We start from the raw sequence: 15,217 nt of genomic DNA, 5'->3' as shown, positions 1-15,217 counted from the left end.
ACAGGTGTTTCCCGAGCGACCCCGACCACAGCCTTGAAGATCATGGCTGCAGGTCACGAACCCCGTCCAGATTCAACAAGTTGGTTTCCTCTCTGTCGCCAGCCGCTTGACACAGAGAGGTGCCGTTAGCGCCCTACGGCCCAAAGTACTTACTAAGAGAGTGACGGGGAATGCAGCGTATGAGGTCAAGACTGTCCGGTCGGATAGTCGACCCTCGCCTATGGGCCATGACGTTTTTTGGGTCCTCCATAGCAGCGTCGTACGCCTTGATCGATCCTGGCGGTTTGACTCTGGCATCGAGGGCAATTGGGGTAGCAATCGTGGCAGCCGGGGTCTTCCTCGTAGGCCTCCTAGCTCTACGGCCTTGGCGCGATAGCCAGAAGAACCTCCGGCGCGTGTCCGTAGCGCTTCCGACTGTGGGGATCTTAATCGTGGCGATAGCTGCCCTCGTGTCTCGGTGAGCGCACTCAAGTGCCGCAGCGGGCGCTCGCGATTTCAGAGGCTCGCGGCAACTTCCCGAACGAGTTCGCCGCCTTGAAATGTCTCTACTTGGTGACCAGATCACTGGACCCGACCGGCACCGGCCGGGCACGATGGACCATGCGATGGAAGCCAGGGCTCAACGCGTTCGCGATCACCTTCGCCGACCGATTCCCGGCCGCCGAAACCTACTGATGAAAACCGCCGGAAACACAGTTAGCGCGATAGACGCCGCCCCCGATCCTGGCCTCGGGCCATCCTCGCGTTTTCGTTGCGCCGGGATGTCGCTGGCAGGCTTCTTTCCGGTCGGGGGCGACTTGTACGGACGGACCTGGCCCGGGTTGCGGTTTTCGGCCGAGCCGGCTGCCGAAGAGACGATCATCTGACCGGCGGGCGCGGCGCTGTGCCCGGTGTCAGCGCCAGTCGGAATGCGCCGGTAGGAGGGCCGCTCGGCTCGGTTGAACGCCCGCGGCGGCATCGGTGATGACCGCACCCTGCGTCACCTTCCAACCGTCCGCCACCGCGCTGAGGGTGTCTGATGCTGCCCACGCGGGCATCAGCTGCGGCGTCGGGAATTAGTGCCGGCTTGGCCGTTGATGCAGTCGGCGCCCCTCGCGCATCATCCGTGCCGGGTTGGTGGCGGACGATATGGGGTCGTTGCTGTCCTGGGCAATCAAGAACCCGGCGTTGGCCGGCGGGTGCGACTAAGCCGCCGGCGTACCGGATGGGTAGTCCGGGTACTTCTTGGGCCACGCGGGCGATGATCGCGCGGTGCCAGCTGGCCCTGGTCAGCTGAGTGGTTTCGGCAACGGTGAGCTGCCGACCCAGCCGCGCCGTCGCGGCGGTGCGCCGCCGAACCGCCCGGCGCTGCGGCCGGGACCGGCCCTCGGTGGTGTTCGCCGCCCGGGCCCGGTCCGGATCACGGTTAGCCGCGAGCGCGGCCAAGCTGGTCGAGCTGTTGCGGCTGTGCTCTGCCAGCTCACGGGCCAGATCGGCCGGGATGAGGGCCTGCCCGGTCGACAGGCCGTGCGCCTGCCGGTACTCGGCCGCGGTCATGGCGTGCACCCGGACGTGCAGACCCAGGTTCCGGGACCGCCGCCCGCACTCGTGGCAACCGACGGTGTGCCCGTCATCGTCCAGTTCGGCAAAGCTGCCGTACCCATCCGGGTCGCCCACGGACAGTGGATATGACACCCGGGGGGCGCCGGTCATAGAGCGCGGTCGTTGTTTGGCCGACTCCACGGACATGCAGCAGATGCTATCGGCGGCCTGCGGCACTCTTGGGATGCTCACGGCACCATGTCCACAGATGTGTTCGAGGTCAGAATTCTTGTGCCGCGCCGCCGTCGGCTGGAAGCCGATCCTGGGATAAAGGGCGTATCAGGCCGCGGTGTCGGCGAGCACACGCTGTTCTGCACCAGAGCGACGACGGCGTACCCTAACGCCCGGCCGTACCAGCCGATAAATCAGCGAGTTCCTACACACTCGACCATGGCCCGGCCAGTAGTAGGCCTCCTCAGATCCGTCGTCACGGTTCAGTGTCAGTGGCGCTGTGCGCCGACAACACGACGAAGGGACCGAGATGCGCGCTACGACATCCTGCCCAAAAGCCGGCTCACGCTCATCACCACACTGGCCGACACCGAGCAGGAGGTGACGTCCCCGCCATCACTGTATGGAGCCCAAACCAAGATCACGCGGAGACCGCCTCATACACCACTCCCGCGGACGTCACCCGCGGCAGGGGCGGCCGCCGGCGGATGCCCCTGGGTCACACAGAACCGGCGGTCTTAGCGATCACGGCCTCGGACTGCCTTCGGTCAGCATCGCCCGGGCTACGGCCAGCTTGTCCGGTTGCCATCGTCGATGGCCGTCGCCGACGTTCCCGCGAGCCCGCTCCGCCGCGCGGGCCGTCTATCAGTACCCCTGGTCTTGACCACCCTGCTGCTGGTCGTAGCCCTGGTCCTGACCGCCCTGCTGCTGGTCGTAGCCCTGGTCCTGACCGCCCTGCTGCTGGTCGTAGCCCTGCTGACCGGCAGTGTCGAAACTAGGGTTTTGGTCGGTGTAGTTTCCGCCGGGCTGGTAGCCCTGGAAACCTGGCTGCTGCTGGGCGTCGAAGTGCTGCTGGTAGCCGCCGTTCTGCAGCTGCTGAGGGTCTACACCGAATTGTTGCAGCATGCCGGCGTGCTGCTGGGGGTCCACCTGGTCCACGCCCTGCAACTGCTGGGCGGCCTGCTGGTGGTTACCGCCGAGCTGGCCAACCAGGTTCATGATTGAAGACGGATCGAAGTTCACGGCACAACCTTCCTTCTCGTTTCACTGCTGGTTCAGTGCTGCAGCTGGTTCAGTGCTGCAGCCGCCGACAGCAAAGCTGTCCTACTTGGCGCCGGCTCGCCGAGCAGAGTCAGTGCTTGAGCGGCTTGGAAGTACTTGTTCTTCCCGAGATCGCCGACGGTCTTGATGTTGAACGCCTGCCGCAGTAGGTCCGCGTCACCCTCGCTGACACCCTGCAACGCGCTGACCGGCGCCTTCAGGATCTCTGCAAGAGATCTGTCCTCCCACTCCTTGTCCAGCAACTGCGCCAAATCCGCGGTAACCGCCACGACACCCATCCCCTTCCACGCTCGATCACACTGGTGAGTCCACCATCGTTGGCGTCTCGCCCATGGAGTATGGCACCGCCCGCTGTCGACCAGGCATCGAGCGTTGGCTGGCCCTTAGCCGCGGTGCACCGCCGCCGCAGGATCAGTCCGTCCATGCTGCCGACTATTCCACTTCCTTGGATGTGGCGGCGGTTGGGGCGGCGTCAATGACGTTGCGCATCCGCATCGACGGGCCGCCGCGGCGGTCCGCGCGGCAGCGGATGGTGGAACAATGACGGGCATGACCCAGCGGGAGCCGGCTCACGTGACGGTGCGACGAGCAGCGCCGGGGGCATGGCGGCAAGCGCTGAAAGCCGCCGACGGCGACGCCGGACGCCTCACCATCCTCGACGACGGTTCGGTACTGGTCACCAACACCTCACGAAGCCGCCGCACGGACCGCTGACTCGCTCTTGCAGGTGCCCGGGCAGGGTCCTGACACCCGGTAGCCGGCGGGGGCTGGCGCCGCCAGGGGTAGAGGTGCGAGGTCGGCGGCGGGTCGAGGATGGCAGCGGATGAGCTGGCCGTGGTTGGGTGATGCTGACCGAAGGCTGTCCGCGGCCGTGAGCGCTGAGACCGCCGGTTCTGTGTGGCCCAGGGGCGGCCGTTGCTGGGCGCTGGCGCCTACTGCCCCGGGACCCCGGGGCAGTACGGCTGGGACCAGGCCGGTACATCTAGGGCTCAGTCGATGCGGATGATCATCACCCGGCTGCGCCGAGCACCGTCCACGGTCAGCCGTGAGATGGAGCGGCACGGCGGACGGTTGAAGTACCGGGCATCACGGGCTGATGCTTGAGCGTGGCTCAATGCGCAACGACCCAAGCCGTGCCTGCTGTCGACCAACCTGGATGGCGACCCAGTCGAGATCGTCGCTGCTGTGCACGCTCAGGTCGGTGCCCTTCGGAAAGTACTGGCGCAGTAGGCCGTTAAAGTTCTCGTTGGTGCCGCGCTGCCAGGGTGAGTGTGGGTCGCAGAAGTCGATGTCGATGTCGGCGTCGACGGAGACCTGTTTCCAGTCGCGCATCTCCGGTCCTTGGTCCCAAGTCAGCGACAGCCGCAGCGACTCGGGCAGGGCCTTGATCTTCGCCGCGAGGGCGTCGCGGACCTGTTCGGGCTTGTAACCATCCGGTAGGTGCAGCAGCATCGCGTAACCGCTCTGCCGCTCGACGAGGGTGCCGATCGCGGTCTGGTTCTGCTTGCCGACCGAGAGGTACTCAGCTTCGTCGCCGGTATCACCGTCGGCACAGCACGGCCGTGGCCGGCGTGGGTGCACTCCGACGCCGCCCTGGCGCAGGTCGGTCGCTGGCTGCGCCGCTACCACAACACGGTCCGCGACTTCGTTCCACCGGCCGGGGCGGTCTGGCGGTCCTCGCTGCGGACGTGGCGACCCGGGTACATCATCGGCCACAACGACGCCGCGCCGTACAACGCGATCTGGCACGCCCGCCCGGGCAGCGAGGGCACGCTGGTCGGGTTCATCGACTGGGACTTCGCTGCCCCGTGCCCCCCGATCTGGGACCTCGCGTTCGTCGCGTTCTCCTGGGTGCCCCTGCACGGCCGTCGCATCGTCGCCGCCGAGGGTTTCACCGACCTCGCCGCCCGGCCGAGGCGACTGCGCCTGCTGCTCGACGCCTACGGTTGGACCGGCCTGACCGGCCAGCTGCTCGACGCGATCAGCGCACGGATCACCGCACACATCGACGACGTGCGCGCCCTGGCTAGCACCGACCCGCTGTTCGCCCGCCTCGTCGATGCCGGTGTAGTCGACGACCTCACCACCGCCCTGACCGAACTCGCCGCCGACCGCGACCAGTTCCTGGCGTCCCGCTGACGGATTGGCAGCGGTACCGGTGATCGCAGCGGTCAGGTGCGGCACGATCCCCAGCGTGCAGCCGGCCGCGGCGATGACGCTGGCCCTGATACCGTGCGACAGCCCGGCCGAGATCGTGTAGAGCGCTCCGGTGCCGAGCGTGGCCCCGATGACCAGCGACGTCAACAGAAAGCAAGACTCATCGGGCTCCTCGGGCCGGCGCGCCCGACCGTACCAGTCCTTCCCGCCGGCCCGAGCTGTCCGACAACACCGGCGCGCCGCAAGAGGATCCACAACTGGGACGCTGGCCTACGGGGCCGCACGGCCGTTGAGCTGCTTTAGGCCCGATCGTGCGGCGCGGACCGTCCGCCGGGCTCCCGATTGCCAGCCGAGCGGGTCTCCGTGGCAGATTGGTCAATCCTCGGCCAGGGCGATGCCGAGCGCGTATGCCGCCTCGTTTTGCCGGTTGTCACGGGACAGGAGTCGCACCTCGTCGGGGGTGGACTCGCCGAATCGCGCGCAGGCAGCCAGGTGAATCGCATCCAGTGTGCGCAGGGGTGTGCTGAGGACGTACCGCTGCGCGAGAGCGATGGTGTCGCTATCCAAGGCGACGACGCCCAGGGGCCCGGTGTCGGAGGTGTCGGCTGCGTACCGATCCAGCAGCCCACTGGCGGTGACCGAATCGATCACGCCGTCTCGGCTTGCCCGCGCGAGTTTGCTCGCGATCTCGACGTCCGTGAGCTCACTCGTGATCACCGGGCGGTCGCCTTCGTAGACGACGCGGGTCAGCTCCGTGCTGTCGGACTGGTCACCCAGGTAGACGCAGCCAAGCGCGCTGGTGTCGATGTAGATGATCACCGCTCGTCACGTTCGGACGACACGAGGCCCGAGGCGTAGCCGGGACCCGTCGAGACGGTTGCACGGAGATGCGGGGATGGCCGGGACGCGCGCGATGTCAGTCGTCCGGCCGTAATCGCCTCGCTCTTCCACGCCTGCCGCCCCCCGACAGCCGCGCCCAGCAGCCGGGTGACGTACGCGTTGACGGACTCGCCGGTCAACGCGGCATGTTCCTTGACCGCCTCTGCCAGCGACTCCTCAACCCGAGTAATGAGCTGCTTCATGCGCCCAATGATAGCAGTCATGGCGCCATCTGCTATCAATGACCGGGCCGCCATCCCCGGCCACACCGCCCGGTCGCCGATCGGCTGTTGCGAACGCGCCGGGCAGGACCCTTCACGACAGGCAGCGGTCAGGTGTTGGTGAACGCGGTGTCGGCTGTCACGACGCGGAGGGTGCCGCCGGGGTGGCTGGCCTGGCTCAGAATCCGATTGTGGTGGGCGATGATCTGTTCGGGCTTGAGGCCGGTATCGCCTTCGCTGACCGGAGCGTGAGCGTCTCCTATCAGGACTACGTTGAACCGTGACTGAGTGCTGACCGGGCGGTGGCGTCGACGCAGTAGTCGGTAGCCGCGCCGGGGATCACCACCGTGTCGACGTCACGCTCGGCCAACAGCTCAGCGAGGTCGGTCTGGAAGAAGCTGTCGGTGGCGCTCTTGCGTAGTGGCAGGTCGTCGTCGTGCAGACGAAGACGTGGGCTCAACTGCCAGCCGGGGTCGGCAGGGTCAAAGGGTGTCCTTGCTGGTCCTGTCCGTTGGATAGCGACCACGGGAGCACCTCGGTCCCGGGCTCGCTCAGCGAGCAGCGCGATCCGATCCGGCCACTTCGTCGCCCTGCCAGAGCGCGGGCACCAGCGCCAACTGCATGTCGATGATCAGCAGCGCCTCCACCACCCGACCTACGCTACCGACCGCAGGAACGAGCCGAAGACCTCCACCTCCACGGCACCGCAGAGGGAGGGTGCTGCCGTTACGACGTCTGCACCTTAACCTCGTAGTGACACAGCTTGGAGTCGGCTTCGACCTGGTGGAAGCCCGCGTGTTCGAGGGTCCGTTGTGACGCAACATTGTCAAGATCGGTGTCAGCGCGGATCGTCGTCACGCCGAGACCGGCGGCAATCTGCACGACGGTTCCCAGTGCTTCGGTCGCGTAGCCGTGTCCTCGCGCGGAGGGCACCAGGCCGTAGCCGATCTCAACGACTCCGCCATCAGGGGGTCCCTCGAAGCCAACGCCACCAATGGCGAGACGGTCGGACTGCCGCCTGATCTGGTAGTAGCCGAACGGACGCTGCTCGCCGTTCTGCTCGGTAGCGCGCAGAAAACTGCCGGTGGCAGGCAGGTCCCCTTCGAATGGGTAGTCGGCCGCCCAAGCGTCGCCTGGTTGGGGTGCACGATCGTGGATGCGCCGTGCCTCCAGCTCATCGATCGCGTGCAAGCCCAACCGTGCAGTGCGGGAATCCATGTCGAGCACTCAACCAGCATGAAGCATCTGAACTCAACGGATTTACGACCCTATCTGCCCCGATCCGCGCCATGCCTCAAGCCGGGATTCGCCGACCGCGGCGGCCCGGCCTCAGGCGCGCTTCTCGCGGCCCCCAAATCCGTCTCATATGGGGACGGCTAACGGAACCCGGCGCGTACTGAGTATGACCGCGTGCCGCTGCCAGCAGCTTGTCGGGCCGCCACGGCCCTCCGTTCGCTTCGACAACGCGCCGCTTCGCGAGACGCCGGGAATGTCGGTGTCTCGCACTACGGTGCGATCATGAACTTCGAGGGCTGGTTGGCCGACACTCGAACCTCCTATCGCACGGTCGCGGTCAGCTACGCCGATTTTGTGCGCGACGCGTTGCTCGAGCAGCCGTACCTGCTCTTGGCCCTGGAGTTGTTCGCAGACAGGGTGCGAGCCGTTGGTGGCGGCCCGGTCGCCGATGTTGGGTGCGGACCCGGAGACATCACCGCGAAGCTGCAGGGACTTGGAGTCGACGCCTTCGGCATCGACCTTTCCCCTCGGATGGTCGATGTTGCTCGACGCGCTCACCCCGGCCTGCGGTTCGATGTGGGCTCAATGACAGACCTGGATTTGCGGCTCTTCTCAATGAAGCGTGGTGATCGGTTGCCGACACGGTCGGCTGCTTGGGCCTGATCGCGGGCCTGGGGCCTCAGCGTTCGTGGTGTCTAGGACACGAATTAAGGAGGCTCCAGGTGGATGGAAACGGTAGCGCAGCGACGGCGATGTTGGGGTTGGCGGGCTTCGTTCTGTTGGCGGTGGCAGAGTTCGGTGGTGAGGTGGAGCAGGCGGTCGAGACGACTGAGAGGGTGGTCGGCTGCCCGGGTTGCGGGGTGCTCGCCCGGTTGTACGACCAGCGCCCGATCCGAGTCCGCGACCTGCCGGCGGCCGGACGGGCGGTCACCCTGGTCTGGGTCAAGGTCTGGGTCAAGCGGGTCTGGCGGTGCGTCGAGGCGGCGTGCGAGGTTCGGACCTGGACCGAGCGCAGCGAGCAGATCCGCCCGCAGGCGTGCCTGACCGAGCGGGCTGCGTGCCGCCGGGTCGGGCAGGACGGTCACACGGTGGCTCAGGTCGCCGGCCAGTAGGCGACCTCTTACAGCGACGGGCTGGCCTGCTCGCCAGGAGACAAGGCACGAACCTCCATCAGGGCCTCGCCAGTAACCACCACATCCTGGTGCACCCCCGATCGCTTTTGCTGCGCCCTCTTCCCGGCAGACGATCGGCCAACGGGCCCGGCACGAGCTTCAGAGCTGCAACTTCAGGCCCTGATGTGAAGAGACGAAACCGAGGCGTTCGGAGAAGTTGTGTGCGTCGGCGCGGGTCTCGTCCGGGGTGAGCCGTACGAGCGCGCATCCCGTCGGCGGGCCTCGCCGATAGCCCACTCGGACATGACGCCCGCCCACGCCCTGGCTGCGGTTGCCCCGATGGGTCTGGAGCGGCTTCAGTCTGGGCTCGCGCCGCGCCGCGGCGCGACAAGCCGGGGATGAAAGACAGCTCAAGGGTGGCCACGACCTCGTCCCCGTGGGTGGCAACGAGGAGCAGCTGGGCCGGGTCGGGGTCGATCGCGTGGAAGGCGCGCCGATAGGGCTCCAGGTCTGGCCCACTCAAGGCAAGCCCTCGGACGCCGCCCCGGGGGATCGGCGGCGACCAGGCCGACGACGGCCGGCAGATCCTCGCGTGGGCCGCCGGAGCTGGACCTCGGAGGTGGACAGCGCCAGCGTCGTTGGCAGTGTGCTCGCCCGGGCAGTCTCCCAACTGCTCTGCACTGCTGGCGATTCTCGGTGGGCTGCTACCGGTGACCCGCTTGCAGGGACGAGCGCCGTCTACCGGGAGGGCAGCGCCTCCACGATGGCTTTGATCCGCCCCAGCCCTTGGTTCATCCCCTGCTCGAGTTCAGCATCGTGGCACGCTTGGCCGCCGAGCAGCGCCTGCGTGAACAGCAGCGCGAAACGGCTTTCGCCTCGCGGAGTGCGCCGGATGTGGGTGATCGACGTGCCGGTCGCGCTCGGCTGCAACTGGTATCGCCATTCGGACCGATTGGTGAGCAAGACCCAGCCGATCTCCTGGCCCGGCGAACAGGTGATCACGCGGGAGAGGGTGACCCAGCGGACGTGCTTGCGGCGATTCACCCCGATGAGTAGCGCACCGACCCGGAGCCGCCCCAGGGGAGGACCCGCGAGCACTCCGGAGACCACTCTCCGGTGCGGCGCACGTCGGACACCACTCTCCACACCGCGGAAGGCGACGCCGCCACGTCGATAGACGCGGTCAGCGGTTGCGGTTCTAGCTGTCGTGTCACGGGATTGGACCTCCTCGACTCGACGGAAGTGAACCATGCGGTTCGCATCCTGTCGAGGCGAGCCGTCACGTCTCGCGCGGCGCTCAGCGGCCGGCCGCGACCTCCCGGGCCAGAGCTCTCTCCAGAGCGGCCAGGCCCGCGGCGGCGTCCTGCTCCTTGCCGCTTGTGCGGCGGGCGAGAAGCAGGCCGCGCAGCGCCGCAAGCACCAGATTGGCGACCTCCTGTTTGCGCTGCTCGCTCCACTCGGCAGGACAAATCTCGCGCAGCGCATCCAGATACGCATCCGACGCGTCGGTCGCGAGCCGGGCATACCGGGGCGGGTCGTACATCGCTAGCCCCATCGCCTGCTCCAGCGGGGCATCCTCATCGCCGATGAGCACCGGCCACAGCGCGCGGACCCGTTCCACCAGCGATCCACGAGTTCCGTCCGAGGCGACGGCGAGACCGCCCCGGATGCGGCGCCCCCGCAGCTCCGCGACTGCCTGGGCCAACAGGTCATCGGCGTCGGAGAAGTAGTACAACAGCACCTTGTGCGTCGTTCCAGCGGCACGCGCCGCGCGACGCAGTGAGAAGTTCGCCAGCCCATTGACCGCCACGTCATCGGTAACCCGCACCAGGAGGTCTCGTCGCCGGGCCTCGCCGCGCGCTGATCCTCGGGAACGGCGAAAGTTCGCCGGGCGCTCGCCGTCTTCAGTGACTCCAGCCGACACGCCCACCCCGTCAACCTATCCACCGCAGGGCGCCGGCCGGACTCCTCGCCAGTCCCCATACCGTGGGAAACGAAGAATGACCGGCGCAAGGTCCCGTATTACGCCCGTCGAAGAAGGTCAGCGCGCTGATCCATCGGCCGGATGCGTCTAAATGTGGGCCGCGGCGGGGAGGCTATGTCATGGCGGGTAGCTGCTGCGGGAGACAGGGGTGCCGGCGAAGTCACCAGCCTCAGTTTGACGTCTGCGCATCTTTGTAGATTAACCGGTTGTGGCATTCGCGGCGGTGCTGTTCAAGGTGGTTCGCAGCGCGGCGGTGCAGGAAGCCCTCTCGCACATCGTGACGTCGGCGCTCAATGTGTCTCTGTGACGACGTCTGTCTCTGTGACGACGTGTGTCTCTGTGACGAGACGTGTATTTGTGACGAGGTGGCGGGGTGTGGCGCGGCTGGTGGCTCGCAGGGTGCGGGGCGAGAGCGGGATGGTGACGGCTGAGCTGGCGACCGCGCTGCCGGTGCTGGTGCTGCTGGCGTTCGTCGCGGTGGCAGCCGTCGGGGTTGGACAGGCACGGGTGCGCTGCGCCGACGCCGCTCGGGAGGCCGCCAGGACCATTGCGCGTGGCGACCCGGATGCAGCGCCACGGCTGGTGCGGGCGGTGGCCGGGCACGGGGCGAGCGTGCTGAATACCGGGTCGGGGTCGGCGTCTAAATCTGCGTCGGGGGACACCACTGTGACGGTGCGGTTGCGCCTGCGGCCGGTGAGCTGGCTGCCACCCGTGACAATCACCGAAACGGCGGTGGCGGCGACGGAGCCGACCGGCGCGAGCGCTCAAGGTCCGCCGTGAGGTCAGGGGCCGTCGTGAGGTCAGGGGCCGCTGTGAGGTCAGGGTCTGCCGTGACCGGTCGGCTTCGGGTGGGTGGCGACCGTGGTTCGGCGACGGTGTGGGTGCTCGGGTTCGGCGCGCTGGTGGTGGCCGCGGCGATGGTTGCGGTGGTGGCGGGGTCGGCCGTGTTGGCTCGCCACCGTGCCGAGCGTACCGCTGACCTCGGTGCCCTGGCGGGGGCTCAGCAGATCGGCAGGGGCACTGAGCCGTGCCAGGCCGCAAGGCGGGTGGCGGCCGAGAACGGCGCCGGTGTTCAGTCGTGCACCACCACCCTGGATGCCTCAGGACGTAGCGGCTCGGTGGCCATCGTGGTGACTCAGGTGGCACGGTTTCCCATGCTCGGCAGTCGCCTGGTTACCGCCCGTACCAGAGCCGCCCGCCTTCCGCCCTAGCGCCTGCAAGTTGTGCGCTGCGACCACTACGCACAGGGCAGGGGTACCAGCCACGGCAGCACGACGAGCCTGGGCCGAACTACGAACCGCAGACGCCCTCAAGTGCTGGCGATGATTTGCGCGCGCCGCGCCTGGTACTCATCCAGCGTGATTGCCCCCGATCTCGCAGGCCGGAAGTCCGGCAAGCCGCTGCTCCACGGTCAGGCCCGGCACGAGCGACTGGCTCTTCATCATCCGAACCGCCACGGGAAAGATTCGGCTGAACGTCTCGAAGCCGTAGCCGGATCACGCCGTCGATGCTCGCCAGCTTTCTTTCACCAAGCGATGTGGACCCATCGTCGAAAGCACGATCTCGGTCAGGGGAGCGACGAGCCGGTTGGCTGTGTTAGGCCGCAGCAGGTGGATCGTCCCACCGTCCGGCTGGTCAGCAGGTCAGCCATCAGCAATCGTGATACCTCGTCGGAGACGGTCGTAAGAGGGATCAACAGCCGGCGGGACAAGTCGCTGACGGTCTGTTCGTGTTCGGGGTGGGTCGTCCGCCCAGAGCCGCGAGCACCAGCCGTAGCACCACCGTCGCCCCGTCCTTGTCCAGCGGGTTGTTGCCGTTCCCGCACTTGGGCGACTGCACGCAGGACGGGCAGCCACCGCGGCACTCGCAGGCCTCGATCGCGGACAGGGTCGCGGTCAACCAGTCAGGGAGTACCGAGTGCCCGTGCGCGGCGAAACCGGCGCCACCGGGGTGCCCGTCGTAGACGAACACGGTGGGCCGCCCGGTGTCGGCGTGCTGTGCCGTCGACACGCCGCCGATATCCCACCGGTCACAGGTCGCGAACAGCGGCAGGAGGCCGATGGCGGCGTGCTCGGCGGCGTGCAGGGCGCCCGGAAGGTCCACCAACTCCAGCCCGGTATCGGCGACCAGCAACTCGTCGAGGGTGTACCAGACCGCCTTGGTCACCAGCTCGCTCACCGGCATGTCCAGCGGCGTCTCGTCGAGGATCTCACCGCTGAACCGTCGGCGCTGGTAACTGACCACCTGGTTGGACACCTGGACGCTGCCGAAGTGCACGCTCACGCCGTTGAGCAGCTCTGTCCGCAGCGTCCGGACCACCGCGATGTCGGTGATCTCGCGGGCGCTGGTCGTCCAGTCCGGTTCTTCCGGGTGCACCAGCGCGGACCCGTGCTCCAGATCCAGCTGGTCCACGACGAAGGACCGGCCTTGGTGCAGGTATACGGCGCCCGGGTACACGGTGGCCGGCGCGGTTGCGGCGTCGACAGTGCCCAGCAGCGAACCGGACGGGGTGTCGACCACCGCGACCGGTTGCCCACCACCGCCCCGGATATCGGCGGTGGGGCGCTCCCGGTCCGTCCAGTACCACCCCGTCGGACGGCGCCGCAGCAGCCCGCGCTCCACCAGCTCCACGAGCACGGGTTCGGCGTCGGCGCCGCCGAACAGGGCGACGTCGGCTTCGGTCAGCGCGTCCTCGTACGCCGCGCAGCACAGCTGCGGACCCAGTACATACGGGTTCGTCGGATCGGTCACCGTGGCCTCGACCGGCCGGGCGAAGATCGACTCCGGGTGATGCACCAGATAGGTGTCCAGCGGGTCGTCCCGGGCCACGAACACCACGAGCGCGTCCTTGCCGCGGCGCCCGGCTCGTCCGGCCTGCTGCCAGAGCGAGGCGAGCGTCCCCGGATAGCCGGCCAGCACCACCGCGTCCAGCCCGGTGATGTCCACGCCGAGTTCCAGGGCATTGGTGGTAGCCACGCCGAGCAGCTCGCCCGAGGACAGCGACCGCTCCAGCGCCCGCCGCTCCTCGGCGAGAAAACCGGCGCGGTAGGCGGCCACCCGTGGCGAGAGCTCCCCGGCGCCGGCCTCGACCAGGTGCCGCTTGGCCGTCAGCGCGGTCAGCTCGGCACCGCGCCGGGACCGGACGAACACCAGCGTCCGCGCTCCGGCGATGACCAGATCGGCCAGCAGGCGGGCGGCCTCGGAGCCGGCGGCGCGGCGGACCGGGGCGGAGTTCTCGCCGCGGCTGGCGGTGAGCGGCGGCTCCCACAGCGCCACCGTCCGCTCGCCCCGCGGCGCGAAGTCCTCGTCGACGGTGGCCACCGGCAAGCCCACCAGCCGCGAAGCCGACGCGCCCGGATCGGCGGAGGTGGCAGAGGCCAGCACGAACACCGGCGACGAGCCGTACGCCGCGCAGAGCCGCCGCAACCGCCGCAGCACCAGCGACACGTGCGAGCCGAACATGCCGCGGTAGTGATGGCACTCGTCGATCACCACGAATCGGAGCCGGCGGAAGAACGAGGCCCATCGAGCGTGCTGGGGGAGCACCGTCCGATGCAGCATGTCCGGATTGGAGAGCACCACGTTCGCGTGCTGGCGCACCCAGTCGCGCTCTTCCTGCGGCGTGTCGCCGTCCAGGGTCGCCGCCCGGACCCCAGCCAGGCCGAGGCTGCTCACCGACCGCAGCTGGTCAGCGGCCAGCGCCTTGGTGGGCGCGAGGTACAGCACCCGCGCCCGGTCCTCGGTGAGCACCGCCGACAGCATCGGCAGCTGGTAGGCCAGCGACTTGCCGGATGCCGTTCCGGTGGCGATGACCACCGACTCGCCGGCCCAGGCGTGCTCGGCGGCCTGTACCTGATGTGGCCACGGGGAGTCGACCCCGCCGGCAGCCAGGGCCGCCTGGAGCTCGGCGGGGACCCAGGACGGCCAGTCGTCGGTGGTCAGCGGGCGAGCGGGCACCTGCCGTACGTGGCACAGCGGGGATTCCCCCGGTGGCCTGCCGACCAGCAGGCCGCCGAGCAGGGGGTGGTCGGAAGCGGTGATGTGAGGCGTCCTTCTCGAGGGCTGAAGCTGTCCGGACGCGGCCGGCCGTCGTCGCGGGCTGCTGCTATGCCGGGCGGTGAGCGGGGTGCAGGTGCTGTCGAGCTGGGAGCGGGAATACTACCGCTCCCTCTGCTGGCTCGCCCCGGAGCAGATCTCGTTCATCCCGTGGCCGCTGACTTCGAGTCCCTGCAGCCTGCCAACGCGCTGCCGCACGTCCTCGCTGACGCCGTCGACCGCCAACTCGCCGATGCGGGGGGTGCGGGAGGGAGGCCAGTGCGGCCGAGGAGCCGCGACGAAGCTCCGCGTACGGCTGGGACGACTATCTCCGTGACGTCAGGCGGTTGGTCGAGTCGGAGAGTCGCTGACCGGCTCGACCACCACTCCGAGCTGATGCTCAAACTCTTCGGATCACCGGCCTGATCGCGTCTTCGAGATCTACGCCACGGTGCCCGAGGGCCATCAGCGCCGCGACCCTCCAGTAGCCGATACCGCCTCGCGCCAGCCGAGGCCGCAGCCGATAACGCCTCGCGCCAGCCGAGGCCGCAGTCGATAACGCCTCGCGCCAGCCGAGGCCGCAGCGCACATGCCGCGCCGACCCGCCCAGGTGACCCAGGCCACGCATGGCCCAGACACGCGTCCCCTAGACTGCGCCGCAGCCGCTCCGATTCTGGTATTGCCCCCTACCCGCCCGGTTTTCCTTCGGGTGACGTGCCATGGGCGATGCCGTCGGGCGATCTCGAACTACAAAACCGATGGCTGAAGGAGTACTGAGT

Annotated in this window: 17 protein-coding genes and 3 pseudogenes; 9 read left to right on the top strand and 11 right to left on the bottom strand. The window is 68.2% G+C overall.

The genetic code is table 11. The features are described 5' to 3' along the window. Window positions 1-501 precede the first annotated feature (501 nt). Window positions 502-675: pseudogene (locus tag RM423_RS12410) on the top strand (IS256 family transposase); the annotation flags it as partial. A gap of 183 nt (window positions 676-858) precedes the next feature. Here the strand turns inward: RM423_RS12410 and RM423_RS25610 are convergent. After that, window positions 859-1,692, bottom strand: a complete 834-nt coding sequence (locus tag RM423_RS25610) for a MucR family transcriptional regulator (protein WP_396327700.1) — start codon at window positions 1,690-1,692, stop codon at window positions 859-861. A gap of 720 nt (window positions 1,693-2,412) precedes the next feature. On the opposite strand from RM423_RS25610, the gene RM423_RS12400 reads away from it, so the two are divergent. Further along, the gene (locus RM423_RS12400; protein WP_311423340.1) at window positions 2,413-2,757 is read left to right on the top strand and encodes a hypothetical protein; all 345 of its coding nucleotides are present in this window, start codon (window positions 2,413-2,415) and stop codon (window positions 2,755-2,757) included. A gap of 50 nt (window positions 2,758-2,807) precedes the next feature. On the opposite strand, the gene RM423_RS12395 is transcribed toward RM423_RS12400, so the two are convergent. Next, the gene (locus RM423_RS12395) at window positions 2,808-3,083 is read right to left on the bottom strand and encodes a hypothetical protein (RefSeq protein WP_311423339.1); all 276 of its coding nucleotides are present in this window, start codon (window positions 3,081-3,083) and stop codon (window positions 2,808-2,810) included. 271 nt (window positions 3,084-3,354) lie between these two features. Between RM423_RS12395 and RM423_RS12390 the strand changes: the two genes are divergently transcribed. Beyond that, complete coding sequence (locus RM423_RS12390) at window positions 3,355-3,528, top strand: hypothetical protein (RefSeq protein ID WP_311423338.1); 174 nt, start codon at window positions 3,355-3,357, stop codon at window positions 3,526-3,528. 372 nt (window positions 3,529-3,900) lie between these two features. Here RM423_RS12390 and RM423_RS12385 read toward each other — a convergent pair. Further along, window positions 3,901-4,308 (bottom strand): annotated as a pseudogene (locus RM423_RS12385) (IS30 family transposase); the annotation flags it as partial. Here RM423_RS12385 and RM423_RS12380 point away from each other — a divergent pair. Further along, window positions 4,255-4,953, top strand: coding sequence for a phosphotransferase (locus RM423_RS12380; RefSeq protein ID WP_311423337.1), 699 nt, complete (start codon window positions 4,255-4,257; stop codon window positions 4,951-4,953). The pseudogene RM423_RS12385 and the gene RM423_RS12380 sit on opposite strands and share 54 nt — an antisense overlap. 393 nt (window positions 4,954-5,346) lie before the next feature. Here RM423_RS12380 and RM423_RS12375 read toward each other — a convergent pair whose 3' ends face one another. From RM423_RS12375 to RM423_RS12360, 4 genes are all read right to left on the bottom strand, one after another. Then, window positions 5,347-5,790 (bottom strand): type II toxin-antitoxin system VapC family toxin, encoded by a 444-nt coding sequence (locus RM423_RS12375; RefSeq protein WP_311423336.1) that lies wholly within the window; start codon window positions 5,788-5,790, stop codon window positions 5,347-5,349. Next, complete coding sequence (locus tag RM423_RS12370; RefSeq protein ID WP_311423335.1) at window positions 5,787-6,053, bottom strand: hypothetical protein; 267 nt, start codon at window positions 6,051-6,053, stop codon at window positions 5,787-5,789. Before RM423_RS12370 ends, RM423_RS12375 begins: the two co-directional genes overlap by 4 nt. A gap of 286 nt (window positions 6,054-6,339) precedes the next feature. Further along, window positions 6,340-6,633: an isochorismatase family protein gene (locus RM423_RS12365; RefSeq protein WP_311423346.1), complete on the bottom strand. Its 294-nt coding sequence runs from the start codon at window positions 6,631-6,633 to the stop codon at window positions 6,340-6,342. 164 nt (window positions 6,634-6,797) lie between these two features. After that, entirely contained in the window at window positions 6,798-7,289 is a 492-nt protein-coding gene (locus RM423_RS12360) for a GNAT family N-acetyltransferase (protein WP_311423345.1), read from the bottom strand. A gap of 300 nt (window positions 7,290-7,589) precedes the next feature. Between RM423_RS12360 and RM423_RS12355 the strand changes: the two are divergent. Both RM423_RS12355 and RM423_RS12350 read left to right on the top strand, forming a co-directional pair. Further along, window positions 7,590-7,910, top strand: a pseudogene (locus RM423_RS12355) (class I SAM-dependent methyltransferase); the annotation flags it as partial. Between the two features lie 119 nt (window positions 7,911-8,029). Next, window positions 8,030-8,419 carry a transposase family protein gene (locus tag RM423_RS12350; RefSeq protein WP_311423333.1) on the top strand — a complete coding sequence of 130 codons (390 nt, stop codon included), beginning with the start codon at window positions 8,030-8,032 and terminating at the stop codon, window positions 8,417-8,419. A 738-nt stretch (window positions 8,420-9,157) separates the two neighbouring features. Here RM423_RS12350 and RM423_RS12345 read toward each other — a convergent pair. From RM423_RS12345 to RM423_RS12340, 3 genes are read right to left on the bottom strand one after another with little or no spacing between them, the layout of a single operon-like run. Further along, window positions 9,158-9,463 carry a hypothetical protein gene (locus RM423_RS12345; RefSeq protein WP_311423332.1) on the bottom strand — a complete coding sequence of 102 codons (306 nt, stop codon included), beginning with the start codon at window positions 9,461-9,463 and terminating at the stop codon, window positions 9,158-9,160. After that, complete coding sequence (locus RM423_RS25605) at window positions 9,460-9,681, bottom strand: SRPBCC family protein (protein ID WP_396327699.1); 222 nt, start codon at window positions 9,679-9,681, stop codon at window positions 9,460-9,462. The genes RM423_RS12345 and RM423_RS25605 overlap by 4 nt, the downstream gene beginning before the upstream one ends. 35 nt (window positions 9,682-9,716) lie before the next feature. Beyond that, a complete protein-coding gene (locus RM423_RS12340; protein ID WP_311423331.1) occupies window positions 9,717-10,247 on the bottom strand; it encodes a hypothetical protein in 531 nt (176 codons plus the stop codon). A gap of 364 nt (window positions 10,248-10,611) precedes the next feature. Between RM423_RS12340 and RM423_RS12335 the strand changes: the two genes are divergently transcribed. The 3 genes from RM423_RS12335 to RM423_RS12325 all read left to right on the top strand — a co-directional run bounded on the left by RM423_RS12335 (window position 10,612) and on the right by RM423_RS12325 (window position 11,614). Further along, complete coding sequence (locus RM423_RS12335) at window positions 10,612-10,710, top strand: DUF4244 domain-containing protein (RefSeq protein ID WP_311423330.1); 99 nt, start codon at window positions 10,612-10,614, stop codon at window positions 10,708-10,710. A gap of 68 nt (window positions 10,711-10,778) precedes the next feature. Beyond that, window positions 10,779-11,183 carry a TadE family type IV pilus minor pilin gene (locus RM423_RS12330; protein ID WP_311423329.1) on the top strand — a complete coding sequence of 135 codons (405 nt, stop codon included), beginning with the start codon at window positions 10,779-10,781 and terminating at the stop codon, window positions 11,181-11,183. Between the two features lie 50 nt (window positions 11,184-11,233). Continuing rightward, window positions 11,234-11,614, top strand: a complete 381-nt coding sequence (locus RM423_RS12325) for an Rv3654c family TadE-like protein (protein ID WP_311423328.1) — start codon at window positions 11,234-11,236, stop codon at window positions 11,612-11,614. A 481-nt stretch (window positions 11,615-12,095) separates the two neighbouring features. Here RM423_RS12325 and RM423_RS12320 read toward each other — a convergent pair whose 3' ends face one another. Beyond that, on the bottom strand, window positions 12,096-14,444 hold the full coding sequence (locus RM423_RS12320; RefSeq protein WP_396327704.1) for a DEAD/DEAH box helicase: 2,349 nt from the start codon (window positions 14,442-14,444) through the stop codon (window positions 12,096-12,098). Window positions 14,445-15,217: the final 773 nt, after the last annotated feature.

The organism is Jatrophihabitans lederbergiae (assembly GCF_031845305.1).
Taxonomy (GTDB): Bacteria; Actinomycetota; Actinomycetes; order Mycobacteriales; family Jatrophihabitantaceae; genus Jatrophihabitans_A; species Jatrophihabitans_A lederbergiae.
The sequence above is the reverse complement of the archived record's forward strand: the minus strand, read 5'-3'. Positions and strand labels throughout refer to the sequence as shown.

Bases quoted from the DNA above. Each gene is read 5' to 3' on its own strand.
- RM423_RS12370 (WP_311423335.1), bottom strand. From the start codon at position 6,053: ATGAAGCAGCTCATTACTCGGGTTGAGGAGTCGCTGGCAGAGGCGGTC.
- RM423_RS25605 (WP_396327699.1), bottom strand. From the start codon at position 9,681: ATGCGAACCGCATGGTTCACTTCCGTCGAGTCGAGGAGGTCCAATCCC.
- RM423_RS12360 (WP_311423345.1), bottom strand. From the start codon at position 7,289: ATGGATTCCCGCACTGCACGGTTGGGCTTGCACGCGATCGATGAGCTG.
- RM423_RS12390 (WP_311423338.1), top strand. From the start codon at position 3,355: ATGACGGGCATGACCCAGCGGGAGCCGGCTCACGTGACGGTGCGACGA.
- RM423_RS25610 (WP_396327700.1), bottom strand. From the start codon at position 1,692: ATGACCGGCGCCCCCCGGGTGTCATATCCACTGTCCGTGGGCGACCCG.